The following is a 14,353-nucleotide window of genomic DNA, read 5'->3' on the forward strand; positions in this document are numbered from 1 at the left end:
TCAGATGGGAAATAACTCTTTTAATAGTATCACTCTTGTTGATATTTTGAACTAAGAGCCCGACCTTATTGGGAGAGAAATGTGCACGCACACAATGTAAAACTCGACGACCTCGATCGTGCGATTTTAAAGACGCTCATGGAAGACGCGCGAACGCCTTATGCCGAAATGGCCAAGCAGTTTAATGTTAGCCCCGCCACTGTTCATGTACGAATAGAGAAAATGAAGTCAGCTGACATCATTCAAGGTACAGAAGTCATTGTCGACACCAAAAAGCTTGGCTATGACGTATGCTGCTTTATCGGCATTAACTTAAATGCCGCGCGAGACTACCACTCGGCACTCGAAAAACTCAATGCATTGGAAGAAGTCGTGGAAGCCTACTACACCACGGGGGCTTACAATATCTTTGTAAAGTTGATGTGTCGTTCTATTGAGGAGCTGCAATACGTGCTCATCGACAAACTCCAAGCCATTGATGAAGTGCAATCGACAGAGACGCTGATTTCACTGCAAAACCCCATCAACCGAAATGTGAATCCATAAAAAATGGCCCCTACGTTTAGGGGCCATTTTTTTAACGGGATTCTAAATACTGCTTAAGCTCTTCCGCTGAAATACCTTGCTCTGCTATCGATTTAGCAAGCAGTTCCACTTGCTCATCTTTGCGCGACTCGATTACTTGCTGGAACTGATAAACAATATCACGAAGCATATGCAGTGGAACTTGTTTCGCCGCACTTCGAATGCGCTCTCCACTCTGATTACCTAGCTCGTTGAGTAATTTACCAAACATGATTTTTTCTGGAGAATCTTCTAGTTGCTCCAAAACACGAGCCATTTCGTAGGTTGTCATCGACATCGTCGTTTTAAGTCCACAGTATTAGTTAGCAAAGGAGCTCAAATATACAACGTTTTGGTAACGCATCAAAGCAAATCACAACTTATTGCGTAGCAGCCACGTGCCAGTGTTTGCCACTCTTGCTCATCAAGATGAGTAAGCCCGGCAGCAAGATAAGCATCTGAATGGCTATCATAAGTTGTGGTTCCAAGCCCAACCTTTGAACGCTGCCCACCACCAAACCAGATCCGCTCATCTGGAATAAACCAAGCAGTGCGGCAGCCGTGCCCGCTTTATCACCAAATGGTGCAAGCGCTTTGCCAGCCGCTGCGCCAAGAATCCAAGCAAAGCCGATTGATGACATAAAGATAGGCAACATAAACGCAAACGCGGTTGCTTGCTCAGCTAGAACCAACATAACGATGCCTGCGATGGTAAGGGTAACGATACCGACCACCAACGTTTTATGAGTACCAAACTTCTCCATAAATTTTGGTGCCGTCATACACGCAACAATATTAATAGCCGCATTAATCCCAAACCATAGGGTGAACTCATTCATGCTTAATCCAAGCCCTTCCATCAGCACTACCGGCGCCGACGTTACATAGGCAAGAATAACGGCCATCGCGAACATGCACAGTGACGCATGGAACACAAATGAAGGTGTTTTCAACACCGCCCAGTAGCGACTCGGTTTAAACACCGCTTCTGAGCTTGGTGCTGGGTTGGTCTCTTTGAGCTTAATGATCATGGCAACCAAAGCTATCAAAGCAAAGCCAGCCATAAAGCTAAAGTTTGAGCGCCAGCCAAACTGTTGTGTTAACCAACTGCCCAATATTGGCGCCAGTGCCGGAATAAAACAGATTGCGCCATTGAGATAACTGATCATCTTGCCGCTTTTTTCCGGTCCAAACATATCGCGAACTGTTGCAAAGGCTGCTACCGATGTCGCACACGCACCTAAGCCTTGTAGCAATCGGGCCGTTAGCATCCACTCAATGTTTTGAGCGCTCCACGCCAATAAAGCACTCATTGCGTAAATACTAATGCCTACCAATGCAACAGTTCGACGTCCATATTTGTCCGCGAGTGGTCCAGCAAACAGTTGTCCTACACCCATCGCAAACAAAAACCAAGTGATTGTGTCTTGAGCAAGTGCATGTTCCACGTGAAACGATGACGATATTAGTGGCAAAGCCGGAAGATAAATATCAATCGCCAGTGGGCTAAACAACACCAACAGCGTTAAGAGAGTAAGCTGTATTTTTGAGTGCTGCAGTTGGTTACTTGAATGCACTTTAATCTCCACAAGAACTAATGTAATTGGTGGGATTCTAAGCTACGATAAGATATGAATTCCAATGACAAATAATCATTGGTGATATTCCTAAGGAGAATTTCTTGTGAGTTTAGAGAAACTGGTTCGACTCGACCTTAATCTGCTAATCTGCCTAAAAGTGTTGATTGAGGAGCTTAATGTCACGCGTGCAGCCCATAGGCTGTGCCTCAGCCAATCAGCGGTCAGTAAAAGCCTAGCTAAACTACGAATCCAGTTCGATGATCCCTTGTTTGTGCGCAATGCTCATGGGCTAACACCAACACCAAAAGCACTTTTCTTAAAACCGAAGCTGGAATCACTCATTCACCAACTTGAACAAATCACTCAACCGGAAGAGTTCGCCCCCGAGACAAGTTCTTATCGTTTCCAAATTGCCGCGGTGGAAAGTGTCTACCCATTGATACTTCCTCACTTCTTACCTGCAATCTTTAGCCAAGCACCTGGCGTTACTATCAGCACTCACGCGTGGTCCGATACCACATTCAAAATGCTCCAGCGAGGTGAACTCGATCTTGGCATTACAGGCAAAGACATCGACATCAATGACGCCAAGCTAACCATGTACCCACCTAATGATATTTGCGAAGCTGAAATCTACCGCGATAACCAAATGTGTTTGATGCGCAACGATCACCCAGTGTTGCAGCAACCATGGAATCTGGATAGCTATCTCGCACATCGACATGTCCAAGTGCGATGTGATGGCAATGAGCGTTGGTTACTCGACTATAGGTTGGCAGACATAGGTAAAGAGCGTGATATCGCGATTATGGTGCCTGATTTCAACAGTGCTGCAAGCCTTTGTTCTTACACCGACTTCATATTCACCGCGCCCAGCCATTTCATTAAACTCGCCTCCGAGCAACTCAACCTAACCGTGCGCCCATTACCCATGGAGTTTCCACCCATGGCCTATACGCTTTTTTGGCACAGAGATAGAGAAAACGACCTTGCATTGACGTGGTTGCGACAGATCATCAAAGAAAAGACCGAATCTCTTAGATAATTTGCAGCCTTTTGGTAAAAGGAGTAGCTTATTGCCATCGTCCCGAGATGTGAAATGGACGCCTAAGAAATATGAAGGAATAACCCATGCTCAGCACTACTGAACAGCGTGTGTCAGCTATCCGCCAATGGCTAGCACAACATAATATTGATGCCCTACTTGTCCCACATGAAGACGAGTATTTGGGCGAATACGTACCAGCGCACAACGAGCGTTTACATTGGCTAACTGGTTTTACTGGTTCTGCTGGTGCTGCGGTAATCACCAAAGACAAAGCCGCTATCTTTGTTGATGGTCGCTACACGGTACAAGTAACCAAGCAGGTTCCTGCTGATCTCTTCGAATACCGTCACCTGATTGAAGAGCCTGCACTAGATTGGATTAAAGACCATCTTGCAAATGGCGCGTCTGTGGCAATCGACCCTCGCATGCACAACTCTGCTTGGCTAGACATGGCACAAGCAAAACTTGCAGGTGCACTTGAGCTTAAGATTCTCGACAGCAACCCAATTGATGAGCTGTGGCACGACCGCCCTGCTCCTGTAGTTTCTGATGTTCGCCTAATGGCAACAGAAGCAGTTGGCCAATCAAGTGAAAGCAAACGCCAAGAAGTCGCAGAGCTCGTGAAAAAAGCCGGCGCAGATAGCGCAGTGATCACAGCACTTGATTCTATCTGTTGGCTGCTTAACGTTCGTGGCCTTGATGTATCACGTCTACCAGTTCTGCTTTCTCATGCGATTCTGCACTCAGATTCAAGCGTGGAGTACTTCCTAGATCCAGATCGCCTACCTGCTGAGTTTGACGCTCACGTTGGTTCTGGCGTAACAATTCATCACCCTGAAGCATTACAAGCACGGCTAGAAACCCTGACTGGCAAAAATGTATTGGTTGATCCTGCGACAAGTAACGCATGGTTTAAGTTGGTTCTACAAAATGCAGGCGCGTCAGTGGTGAGTAAAGCTGATCCGTGCCTAATGCCAAAAGCAACGAAGAACGCAGTTGAAATCGCAGGCATGAAAGCGTGTCATATCCGAGATGGCGTGGCGATGAGCAAGTTCCTATCTTGGTTAGATGCAGAAGTCGTAGCGGGTAACTTGCATGATGAAGCAGCACTGGCAGACAAACTGGAAGCGTTCCGTAGCGAAGACCCGACACTGATGGATCTTAGCTTCGATACCATTTCAGCAGCCGGTGGCAACGCGGCGATGTGTCACTACAACCACGAGAACCAACCTGAACCTGGCAAGCTAGAGCTGAACACACTTTACCTAGTGGATTCAGGCGGTCAGTACCTAGATGGCACGACAGACATCACGCGTACTATTGCGATCGGTCAGCCTTCACAAGAGATGATGAAACAATTCACTCTCGCGCTTAAAGGTCACATCGGTGTTGCTCGTGCACGCTTCCCGAAAGGCACACGTGGTTACCAAATCGATACGCTAGCTCGTCAGCACCTGTGGGCGGAAGGCTACGATTACGATCACGGTACTGGTCACGGTGTTGGTCACTTCCTAAGTGTTCATGAAGGTCCAGCGAGCATTTCGAAGAAGCAAATCGACGTGCCTCTCACAGAAGGTATGGTGCTTTCCAACGAGCCAGGTTACTACCGTGCAGATGCGTTTGGTATCCGTATTGAAAACCTAGAGCTTGTTGTTGAAACGCCAACTAACGGTGACTTCCCTGTTCTGTCATTTGAGTCGCTAACACGCTGTCCAATCGACAAGCGCAATATCAACGTTGATATGCTAACTCGCCCAGAGCTTGCTTGGCTGAATGACTACCATCAGAAAGTATGGGATGAGATCAGCCCACTTGTTGAAGGTGATGTGAAAGAGTGGCTTCGTCAAGCAACGCTACCAGTAGCACACAGCTAGAAGCTAGAAGCTAGAAGCTAGAAGCTAGAAGCTAGAAAAAAGTAGAGGGTTGATGTTTTGCATCAACCCTCTTTCTTTGCCTATGTTTCACGTGAAACACAACGATGACCAGTGGCATTATTTATTGCTTAACCAGAATACGCCGAGTGCCAATCTCGCCATACTGGGTCAAAGCCTTTGGCTCGAATCATATCTTCCACAGAACCCGCACTTCGCTCATCACTGATCTCAAACTGCTCGAGTTCAACATCATCCATCGCATACCCACCCGGCTGAGTTTTCGATGCAGCAGACATACTGGTGATGCCTAACGGTAATGCATTGTCTCTGAACTTCGGTGATTCGCGAGTCGATAATGACAACTCCACCTCTGGATTCAACAAGCGATAAGCACAAATCAACTGAACAAGCTGCTTATCCGTCATGACTGATTTTGGTTGGAGCGCGCCCTCACAAGGACGTAAACGTGGGAAAGAAATTGAATAACGAGTCTGCCAATACGTGCGCTCAAGATAGTCCAAGTGCGCTGCCACATAAAAACAATCTGTTCGCCACTCTTCCAACCCTATCAATGCGCCAATACCGATCTTATCGATGCCTGCCTTTGCAAGACGATCGGGTGTATCCAATCGGTATTCGAAATCCATCTTATTACCACGCAAATGGTGCTCGGCGTAAGTCGAAGGATGATACGTTTCTTGATAGACCATCACCGCATCCAAACCCAATGTCTTGAGCTCAGCGTATTGGTCTTGATCTAGCGGCTGCACTTCCATCGCCAAATAGTTAAAGTGCTTCTTAATCATCGGCACCATTTCGCGAAAGTACTTCATACCCACTTTGGTTTCGTGTTCGCCAGTCACCAGCAATACGCTGTCGAACTTCATGCGTTTAATGGCTTCTACTTCTGCAGCCACTTCGTCTCTATTCAAGGTACGACGCTTGATTCTGTTCTCCATTGAGAAGCCACAATAAGTACAAGCATTGGCGCACAAGTTAGAAAGGTACAGTGGAATGTATAGCGACATGGTATTACCAAAACGCTTGCGAGTTGCCGAGTATGACAGCTGCGCCATTTGCTCTAAGTACGCTTCAGCCGCTGGTGAAATTAGCGCTTTAAAGTCTTCCAAATCTCGCTTGGGTTTATTCAATGCTCGCTCGACATCTTGTGCGGTTTTCGCGTAGATCGACATCGAGATGTCATCCCAATTCAGCTGCTTAAATTGTTCAACGAAGCTCATGTTTTCCTCGCTTATTAGCTAAACCAATCTAGGACTAAAGCTCATCTAGGAATGACGTCAGTGGACTCGACGCAACCGCATGAGAAACCTTACCAGCAAGTCCGGCTTCATAAGCCATACGCCCCGACTCTACCGCCAACTTAAATGCCTTCGCCATCGCAACGGGATCGCTCGAAGCTGCAATCGCAGTATTGACGAGCACGGCATCCGCACCCATTTCCATCGCACGTGCGGCATGTGAAGGAGCACCAATACCCGCATCGACAACCACTGGAACATTAGCTTGGTCGATGATGATCTCTAGGAAATCGTGAGAAACTATCCCTTTATTAGAACCGATCGGCGCACCTAATGGCATGACCGCAGCACAGCCTACTTCTTCCAATCGTTTACATAGAACCGGGTCAGCATGACAGTAAGGAAGCACAATGAAGCCCTCACGAACCAGTTGCTCAGCAGCCGCAAGTGTCTCAATTGGATCGGGCATCAAGTACTTCGGGTCTGGGTGAATCTCCAATTTTAGCCAGTTTGTACCTAACGCTTCTCTCGCCAACTGTGCAGCAAACACAGCATCTTTAGCATTCTTTGCACCCGAGGTGTTCGGCAATAAGTTCACCCCCGCTTGTACTAACGGCAGCAAAATATCGTCTTGTTGGTCGTTCACATCGACACGCTTCAACGCCATGGTCGCAAGTTGAGATCCCGACACTTGAATCGCTTCTGCCATTAATCGGCTGTTGGCAAACTTTCCTGTTCCTGTGAACAGTCTAGATTCGAATTGTTTATCGCCAATTTTAAGCATCGACTTTAGCCCCCTGCGATCGCTTGAAACAAAGAGATGCTATCTCCCTGTGAAAGAACTGTGCTAGCCCACTCACTGCGCGGCACAACATTGTTATTAATTGCAAAAACACAGCCCATTTCAGGCAGCGCAAATTGACTAATGATTTGCTGTAGATTCGACTCACTGGCAACTTGATGCGACTGGTCATTGATGACAATAGTGATCACACCTAAGTCAGCAGCGGTCATTTGTGTTGTTTGTTGTTCTGATAACGTCATTGCTTCCAACTCTCTTAATTCTGCCCATTACTCGTAAGCTAAATCTGAGCACACACTTGGCACTGTTTGTCTTTGCTTATCGCCATGGTTTGCCATTGCAGTTTCAACCCATCAAACAGGTGTAGCTTGGCAGTCTCGACATGAAACTTTCCCGTCGCCAGTTTTTGAATTGCCGCTATCGCTTGGTAGTTACCAAGTGTGCCCACCACTGGACCAACCACACCGCTCTCACTGCACTTTTGAGTTTGTGGTAATTCGTCGAACGGATACAAACAGCGGTAACAGGCTTTACTCTGCGCTTCTTGTTCACTTGGTGTTTGGTAATCAAAGACAGCGAATTGCCCTTGCCAACCAATTGCTGCCGCCGAGATGAGAGGCGTATTTTGCTCGAAACAAACTTGGTTAATGAGCTGGCGCGTTGGCATGTTATCAGTGCAGTCGAGCACCACATCCGCCAGCATCACCTCAAGCTGCAGCTGCGCTTTGTCTAATCGCTTATTGAGAGCACGAACTTTAACCATAGAATTAAGTTCAGTGAGTTGCTTTACAGTTGCTACTGTTTTCGCAACTTGGAGGTCTTGTTCACGATAAATGATCTGACGCTGTAGGTTACTGCTATCAACTTCATCATCATCAACCACAACCAATTTACCAACGCCCGCTGATGCCAAGTACAAACTCGCTGCGCTCCCTAATCCACCACAACCGATGATCAGCACATGCGATTGGCTCAAACGCTCTTGCCCAATTTCAGCAATTTCACGCAGAGCAATTTGACGTTGATAGCGAAGGAACTGCTTATCCGTGAGCATGCTCGCCTCTCTTGTTATACGCCAATTCACTATTCTGATCAGCAAACGTTAGCTGCCTTTCCTTCATCAGTTGCGCGAAGAACTCGATGACGGACTTAGGTGATTCTGCCAACGTAATAGCTCGCACAACTGCCAAACTAGAGACGCCCGTGCGCCAAACTTGGTCTGCATTAGATTGGTCAATACCACCAATCGCAACCGTCGGAAAGCCAAGCACATAGTCACTTACTTCTTTGTCTTTTGAAGGTCTGAAAGCAGCCTCTGTATTTGTATAAGGAATGCTATCAATCAGCTTTTGATACAGTGCCAAGCGCACCAAACCTTGTGGTTTCGATGGCATCTGTTTTGTGGTGGTTGGGAAGATATGCCCTAGAGCGATGTAACTAGGATGAATTTGCACGATGCGCAGTAGCTCATAATAACCATGCGTAGAAAGACCAAGACGAATGCCGGCTTTAGTTAGCTGAGCCAAATTCGATTCTTCTATGTCTTCTTGTCCTAGGTGAACGCCATAAGCGCCATGCTTGATTGCCAACTGCCAATAGTCATTGATGAACACTTGTGATTGATACTGACGACCTAGCTCAATTGCTCGAATGATCTGTTGTTCTAAATCGGCTTGTTGTGGGTTCTTGATTCGTAGTTGAATTGTGTTAATGCCTAAAGGCAGTAAACGCTCAATCCAAGCGACATCATCAACGACTGGATAGAGCCCTAGACTTTGCTTAGTTAGAGATGGAAAGCTAACGCTCTCTCCTTGTGCTGACCAACCAACTTGAATACCGAGTCGGTTATCTTCCAGTACAGGTGTGGGGAAATCAGCAAACTGGTCAGCCCACTGCGTTAACTGCCCCTCTTCAAGGTTGTCATTCGATAGTGTTTCACGTGAAACATTCGCTTGTTGAGTTAGCATTCCTCGAGCAAGTGTTAACGCATCTTCGATAGGAAAATCGAGGACTGTCAGCGTTACTATCCAAGCAAGGTGATGTTCGGGGTCGAACATTGCGTTGAGTTTGGACTCAACGGAAAGCGCTCTCACTTCATCATTAATTGGATGACGCCAGATATCAAGCTGAAGCCCATTCTCCTTTTTATCGGAATTCGGAGTATCAGCAATACCAATATAAATCGCTTTCGACGGTTGCTTTGCACACGCTTCTACCGATAAAACAGAGCGGTAATAGAGCACAAATGAACTCTCATGTTCAGAGTCATATCCGTCAATGAGATCTGTCGTTATGTGTGCAATCTGTTGGTCGCGAACAAGCTGAATAGATTGAGTTGGGCTCACGCCCAACTCAATGTCTTCAATGCTAAAACCCTGCTCATTCGCCAACAACAAACAATTTTGAACTAAACCTGTCAGTTCAATCAGTGATGACGGAATTAGGATTTTTATCATTAATCGCTCACCTCGGCATGTGCTGCTGGGTGGTATAACTCAGAGCCCGTATCTCTGAACTCTTGCGATTTTTGACGCATACCTTCCAAAGGGTCATCAAGCATCTTGATCGAAATAGCTTGATCCGCAGCCACTTGCTCAGTGTCTTTTGCGTACTCTCGTACCTCTTGCGAAATCTTCATCGAGCAGAACTTTGGTCCGCACATCGAACAGAAGTGAGCAACTTTTCCAGACTCTTGAGGCAAAGTCTCATCATGGAAAGCGCGAGCAGTATCTGGGTCGAGTGACAAGTTGAATTGGTCTTCCCAGCGGAACTCGAAGCGAGCTTTAGAAAGCGCGTTATCACGCACTTGTGCTCCAGGATGCCCTTTCGCCAAATCAGCGGCATGAGCAGCAAGCTTGTAAGTAATCATGCCTACCTTTACGTCTTCTTTGTTAGGTAAGCCAAGGTGTTCTTTAGGCGTTACATAACAAAGCATCGCACAGCCATACCAACCAATCATGGCAGCACCAATGCCAGAAGTAATATGGTCGTAACCAGGAGCAACGTCTGTAGTCAGTGGACCAAGCGTGTAGAATGGAGCTTCATGACAGTGCTCTAGCTGCTCTTCCATGTTCTCTTTGATCATGTGCATTGGAACATGACCAGGACCTTCGATAATGACCTGAACGTCGTATTCCCACGCAATCTTGGTTAACTCACCAAGGGTACGAAGCTCAGCAAATTGCGCTTCATCGTTAGCGTCAGCAACCGAACCCGGACGCAGACCATCACCTAGAGAGAGTGCGACATCGTACTTAGCACAGATTTCACAAATCTCTCGGAAGTGGGTATATAAGAAGCTTTCTTGGTGATGCGCCAAACACCATTTCGCGATGATGGAACCACCACGAGAAACGATGCCAGTAACGCGTTTTGCTGTCATTGGTACGTAGCGAAGTAGTAAGCCGGCATGGATAGTAAAATAGTCAACGCCCTGCTCTGCTTGCTCAATCAGAGTATCGCGCATCACTTCCCAGTTAAGGTTTTCCGCAACACCATTCACTTTCTCAAGCGCTTGGTACATTGGTACGGTACCGATCGGAACCGGACTGTTACGTAGAATCCACTCACGAGTTTCGTGAATATTACGTCCAGTAGAAAGGTCCATAACGGTATCCCCACCCCAGCGCGTCGCCCACACGAGCTTCTCTACTTCTTCCTCAATCGAAGACGTCACCGATGAGTTACCGATGTTGGCATTCACTTTAACCAAAAAGTTACGGCCAATGATCATTGGTTCGGATTCTGGGTGATTGATATTAGAAGGGATAATTGCGCGACCTTCGGCGACTTCTTTACGAACAAACTCGGCGGTAATGTCCTTTGGTAGGTTCGCACCGAAGCTTTGACCTGGATGCTGCTGATTCAGCACTTCATCACGGTATTGAGCACGCCCCATATTTTCACGTAGGGCGATGTATTCCATTTCTGGGGTAATAATGCCTTTGCGAGCATAGTGCAATTGAGTCACGCACTGCCCATCTTTAGCACGTCGAATACGTGGCAGATTACCGTAGCGAAGCTCGTCTAGGGTTTCATCTTCTAGGCGCTCTTTGGTGTATACCGAGCTTACTCCATCAAGTAGTTCAGTATCGGCACGCTCTTCAATCCACCCTTCTCGCAGCTTAGGTAAGCCATTGTAGAGGTCTATGGTGTGATTTGGGTCTGTGTATACACCCGAAGTATCGTAGACGCGTACTGGCTCATTAGGCTCGAAAATAGGCGCTTCTTTTGTGCCTCCAATAAGGCTATCAGCAAGTGATATTTCACGCATTGGCACACGAATATCAGGACGTGAACCCTCTACATAAACTTTGCTTGAATTTGGGTACGGCTGTACCGAGAGTGTATCAATGAACTGTTTTGCTTCCAGTCTCGCTTGCTTGCGACTCGACATAGCATTTTTCCTTGCTTTGTAATTAGTTTGGATAAAAATGCTTGGCGGAAAGATGCGACAAGAGGTTTCAAGACACCACGAAATGTGTTGCTTGAATATAGATAGATCACTGATGGGAAAATATAGTGATCTCTTCTCCTGTTCCCTTCGCAGATTCTAATCTGATCAGGTTCAACGGATCCCGAACTAACGGTCTCAGCCTTATGGCACTCCGACAAGTGAAAACAGTATATAAAATCGGCTTGGTTAAACCAAGCCGACCTGTATAAAAATAACGAGAAGAGCCGTATTGCTAACTCTTAATAAGTAGCTGGAATCCTATCCATGCTGCAGAGATACTCAGAACAACATTAAGCAGCACATTGAGTCCCATCTTGAAAAAAGCACCTTGCTGCATCAAAAGAACATTATCCATAGAGAATGTTGAAAAAGTTGTTAATGCTCCAAGGAAACCAAGGCCAATGATTTGACGCCAAGGCTCAGTTGCAATTAGCTCATTTTCGAAAGCTGCAATGAGTAAGCCCATAATGAAAGAGCCAACCACATTAACTGTTAACGTACCGTAAGGAAAACCTCGCCCCAGCAATACGACACACAGCTCAGAAATTAGGTAACGAGAACACGCACCAAATGCACCACCTAGTGCAATAAACCCAAGAATAGACAGTTGTCCCATGACACCCCCATACTTAACTGCTCACTATTGTAGCTTTTACTCGCTATTTATCGATCAGAAAATGGCTAACTTATCTCAATCAAAGTTTGAAATTTCAAAAGTTACAGGCGTCACTTTTTCCGTTGTATACAAATAATACACGCATACAACTTTATCGTATTAGCCTAAGGGTGGAGGGAAAACTTCAATGAATTTCCCCCGTGTAAAAATGACTTATTTGTGGACAGAGCTTAGTCTTTGAACTGTACGAGCGAGAATAGTTACTCTGTTAATTTGACTAGCTCACACAAATAACCCCGCCAGAGCTTAGAATGTGTTAGAAACAGAAGAGACTGACAAGGTGAAGTCTCAATCAAACTAGCGACTCAAGATAAATAACATTGCATAATGTCTCGTCCTAAAATACGTTGACAGTTTTATACTAAGCCAACGGCGTTAGCAGTTGGCTTTTTTCATGAACCTCATTTGGGGTTTTCATCCCGAGACTAAGATGCGGTCTCATATTGTTATAGATGCTAATAGACTCTTTTACTAGTTGGTTGAGTTCTTTGATATCTTGACACCTATTGAGTAGGAACTCTTGTTTTAGTATCCCGTTGATTCTCTCTGCTAACGCATTCTGGTAGCAGTCATACCCATCGGTCATGGATGGCCTTATGCCCCCATTTTTCAGCTGCTCTTGATAAACTGTTGAGCAGTATTGAAGGCCGCGGTCTGAGTGATGAATGCAAGAGCATCGATATTGACGCGCTCTTATCGCCTTACGCAGAGCTTTTACAACATCTGTTGCTTTCATCTCATGACTCAATTCATACCCCATGATTTTTCGACTAAATGCGTCTGTCACCAGAGATAAATAGTGAACACCTTTATCCGATTGGACGTAGGTGATATCGCTGACCAATACTTCTTCGGGATGACTCGGCTTAAGCTCCTTCAGTAAGTTAGGATGCTTTTGCATCCAGTGTTGGCTATTGGTTGTCTTTATAAAACTACGTTTTGGTCGAACAAGAAGTCTCTCATTACGTAAGTAGTCAAAGAGCGCATCCCGACCTAGTTTAATGCCTGCTTTTTCTAGCTTTGGCCTGAGTAAGAAATACAGTTTTCTTGTTCCAACTCGAGGCATATAACGTCGGAGCTCTAAAACCATTTGCTTTACGGGAGCGAGCTCAATTTGACGGGCGGCTGCTCGCTTTTCTCCTTGGTAAACACTTTGTCTCGATATGCCACATAAGCGGCAAATTCTAGCTAGACAGACCCCTTTCTGTTTTTGAAGGCTTCTCGCTCCTTGGCGAGATACTTTTTTCTTAGGCTTGTCCCATGCTCCGCGTCAAGAATATCAACCACTTCATTCAAGAACAGATTTCTTATTCGCTCATCTTCGAGTTCTTTTTCAAGACGTTTAATTTTTTGAGCGGGAGACTCACTAGGTTTGGTCGTTTTATGCATAGCGTTTTTCCTTGGGTTTTGCGTCCAATCCATTTTTCCGTGCTTTCTCAGCCAAGTTAAAACAGTTGAGCGACCTTGGATACCATAGATGGATTGTGCTTGCTTGTAGGTCATTTCGCCTTTTTCTACGGCATCAACAACCTGCAATTTAAAGCCTAGTTTGTAATCACGCTGAGTGCGCTTAATGTAGAGTTTATTTGAAGTGGTCATAATTCGTCCTCAATGTGTAAACACATTTCAGGACGGGACATAAAATGCAAAAAAGCCTCAGCATTTCTGCTGCGGCTTTTGAATATGGCAGAGGTGGACCGGGCTGGCGCTCCAGAGATTCGAACTCCCAGCACGCGCTGTTTTTTTTAGTAAGTAGGGGAATCCGCTGCTCTGCCAATTGATTACTTCAACATCAAAAAGTAAAAAGGCCCCAGTCTTTCGACTAGAGCCTTAAATATGGCAGGGGTGGAGAGATTCGAACTCCCAACACGCGGATTTGGAATCCGCTGCTCTGCCAATTGGAGCTACACCCCTGTAGAATCTTTTCAAATTGTAGATTCGAAAAAACCTCGCATTAAGCGAGGTTTCGAAATAATTGGCGGAGTGGACGGGACTCGAACCCGCGACCCCCGGCGTGACAGGCCGGTATTCTAACCAACTGAACTACCACTCCGCAGTGGCGTACTCGCTATCAAGCAAGTGTCCATAATTTAA

13 protein-coding genes, 2 tRNA genes and 1 riboswitch are annotated in these 14,353 nt (G+C 46.1%); of the genes, 3 read left to right on the forward strand and 12 right to left on the reverse strand.

Translation table 11 applies throughout. The features are described from left to right. Nucleotides 1-81: 81 nt before the first annotated feature. Entirely contained in the window at nt 82-546 is a 465-nt protein-coding gene (gene asnC, locus RJ47_RS04610) for a transcriptional regulator AsnC (RefSeq protein ID WP_038139831.1), read from the forward strand. A gap of 31 nt (nt 547-577) precedes the next feature. Here the strand turns inward: asnC and RJ47_RS04615 are convergent, their stop codons facing one another. Beyond that, on the reverse strand, nt 578-862 hold the full coding sequence (locus RJ47_RS04615; RefSeq protein WP_005474424.1) for a hypothetical protein: 285 nt from the start codon (nt 860-862) through the stop codon (nt 578-580). An 82-nt stretch (nt 863-944) separates the two neighbouring features. Next, nucleotides 945-2,141, reverse strand: coding sequence for a multidrug effflux MFS transporter (locus RJ47_RS04620; RefSeq protein ID WP_039481897.1), 1,197 nt, complete (start codon nt 2,139-2,141; stop codon nt 945-947). A gap of 106 nt (nt 2,142-2,247) precedes the next feature. On the opposite strand from RJ47_RS04620, the gene RJ47_RS04625 reads away from it, so the two are divergent. Continuing rightward, the gene (locus tag RJ47_RS04625) at nt 2,248-3,189 is read left to right on the forward strand and encodes a LysR family transcriptional regulator (protein ID WP_039481900.1); all 942 of its coding nucleotides are present in this window, start codon (nt 2,248-2,250) and stop codon (nt 3,187-3,189) included. An 86-nt stretch (nt 3,190-3,275) separates the two neighbouring features. Beyond that, nucleotides 3,276-5,066: an aminopeptidase P family protein gene (locus RJ47_RS04630; protein WP_039481902.1), complete on the forward strand. Its 1,791-nt coding sequence runs from the start codon at nt 3,276-3,278 to the stop codon at nt 5,064-5,066. Between the two features lie 128 nt (nt 5,067-5,194). On the opposite strand, the gene thiH is transcribed toward RJ47_RS04630, so the two are convergent. From thiH to RJ47_RS04685, 10 genes are all read right to left on the reverse strand, one after another. Beyond that, on the reverse strand, nt 5,195-6,307 hold the full coding sequence (thiH, locus tag RJ47_RS04635; RefSeq protein WP_039481906.1) for a 2-iminoacetate synthase ThiH: 1,113 nt from the start codon (nt 6,305-6,307) through the stop codon (nt 5,195-5,197). A gap of 34 nt (nt 6,308-6,341) precedes the next feature. After that, nucleotides 6,342-7,109 carry a thiazole synthase gene (locus RJ47_RS04640; RefSeq protein ID WP_005397059.1) on the reverse strand — a complete coding sequence of 256 codons (768 nt, stop codon included), beginning with the start codon at nt 7,107-7,109 and terminating at the stop codon, nt 6,342-6,344. A gap of 5 nt (nt 7,110-7,114) precedes the next feature. Further along, complete coding sequence (thiS, locus tag RJ47_RS04645; RefSeq protein WP_008080972.1) at nt 7,115-7,369, reverse strand: sulfur carrier protein ThiS; 255 nt, start codon at nt 7,367-7,369, stop codon at nt 7,115-7,117. A gap of 38 nt (nt 7,370-7,407) precedes the next feature. After that, nucleotides 7,408-8,181, reverse strand: coding sequence for a HesA/MoeB/ThiF family protein (locus tag RJ47_RS04650; protein WP_039481916.1), 774 nt, complete (start codon nt 8,179-8,181; stop codon nt 7,408-7,410). Next, nucleotides 8,168-9,583, reverse strand: coding sequence for a thiamine phosphate synthase (locus RJ47_RS04655; protein ID WP_039481918.1), 1,416 nt, complete (start codon nt 9,581-9,583; stop codon nt 8,168-8,170). The genes RJ47_RS04650 and RJ47_RS04655 overlap by 14 nt, the downstream gene beginning before the upstream one ends. After that, on the reverse strand, nt 9,583-11,523 hold the full coding sequence (thiC, locus tag RJ47_RS04660; protein ID WP_039481921.1) for a phosphomethylpyrimidine synthase ThiC: 1,941 nt from the start codon (nt 11,521-11,523) through the stop codon (nt 9,583-9,585). The genes RJ47_RS04655 and thiC overlap by 1 nt, the downstream gene beginning before the upstream one ends. A gap of 125 nt (nt 11,524-11,648) precedes the next feature. Continuing rightward, nucleotides 11,649-11,747, reverse strand: a riboswitch (TPP riboswitch). A gap of 68 nt (nt 11,748-11,815) precedes the next feature. Further along, the gene (crcB, locus tag RJ47_RS04665) at nt 11,816-12,199 is read right to left on the reverse strand and encodes a fluoride efflux transporter CrcB (protein ID WP_005474414.1); all 384 of its coding nucleotides are present in this window, start codon (nt 12,197-12,199) and stop codon (nt 11,816-11,818) included. Between the two features lie 421 nt (nt 12,200-12,620). Continuing rightward, nucleotides 12,621-13,858 (reverse strand): IS3 family transposase gene (locus RJ47_RS21135; protein ID WP_197058126.1). Its coding sequence is split into 2 segments (ribosomal slippage): nt 12,621-13,486 and nt 13,486-13,858, totalling 1,239 coding nucleotides; the frame shifts between segments, so codons are not numbered across the junction. Nucleotides 13,859-14,096: 238 nt separating this feature from the next. Next, nucleotides 14,097-14,173: transfer RNA gene (locus RJ47_RS04680), tRNA-Trp, on the reverse strand. Between the two features lie 62 nt (nt 14,174-14,235). Beyond that, nucleotides 14,236-14,312: transfer RNA gene (locus tag RJ47_RS04685), tRNA-Asp, on the reverse strand. Between the last annotated feature and the right edge of the window lie 41 nt (nt 14,313-14,353).

The sequence above is a fragment of the Vibrio sinaloensis genome, from assembly GCF_000808535.1.
GTDB classification, from domain to species: Bacteria; Pseudomonadota; Gammaproteobacteria; order Enterobacterales; family Vibrionaceae; genus Vibrio; species Vibrio sinaloensis_D.

Excerpts from the sequence above, each read along its gene's own strand:
- RJ47_RS04630 (WP_039481902.1), top strand. The coding sequence starts at position 3,276 with ATGCTCAGCACTACTGAACAGCGTGTGTCAGCTATCCGCCAATGGCTA.
- crcB (WP_005474414.1), bottom strand. The coding sequence starts at position 12,199 with ATGGGACAACTGTCTATTCTTGGGTTTATTGCACTAGGTGGTGCATTT.
- RJ47_RS04650 (WP_039481916.1), bottom strand. The coding sequence starts at position 8,181 with ATGCTCACGGATAAGCAGTTCCTTCGCTATCAACGTCAAATTGCTCTG.
- thiC (WP_039481921.1), bottom strand. The coding sequence starts at position 11,523 with ATGTCGAGTCGCAAGCAAGCGAGACTGGAAGCAAAACAGTTCATTGAT.
- RJ47_RS04655 (WP_039481918.1), bottom strand. The coding sequence starts at position 9,583 with ATGATAAAAATCCTAATTCCGTCATCACTGATTGAACTGACAGGTTTA.
- thiH (WP_039481906.1), bottom strand. The coding sequence starts at position 6,307 with ATGAGCTTCGTTGAACAATTTAAGCAGCTGAATTGGGATGACATCTCG.
- thiS (WP_008080972.1), bottom strand. The coding sequence starts at position 7,369 with ATGACGTTATCAGAACAACAAACAACACAAATGACCGCTGCTGACTTA.
- RJ47_RS04615 (WP_005474424.1), bottom strand. The coding sequence starts at position 862 with ATGTCGATGACAACCTACGAAATGGCTCGTGTTTTGGAGCAACTAGAA.
- RJ47_RS04640 (WP_005397059.1), bottom strand. The coding sequence starts at position 7,109 with ATGCTTAAAATTGGCGATAAACAATTCGAATCTAGACTGTTCACAGGA.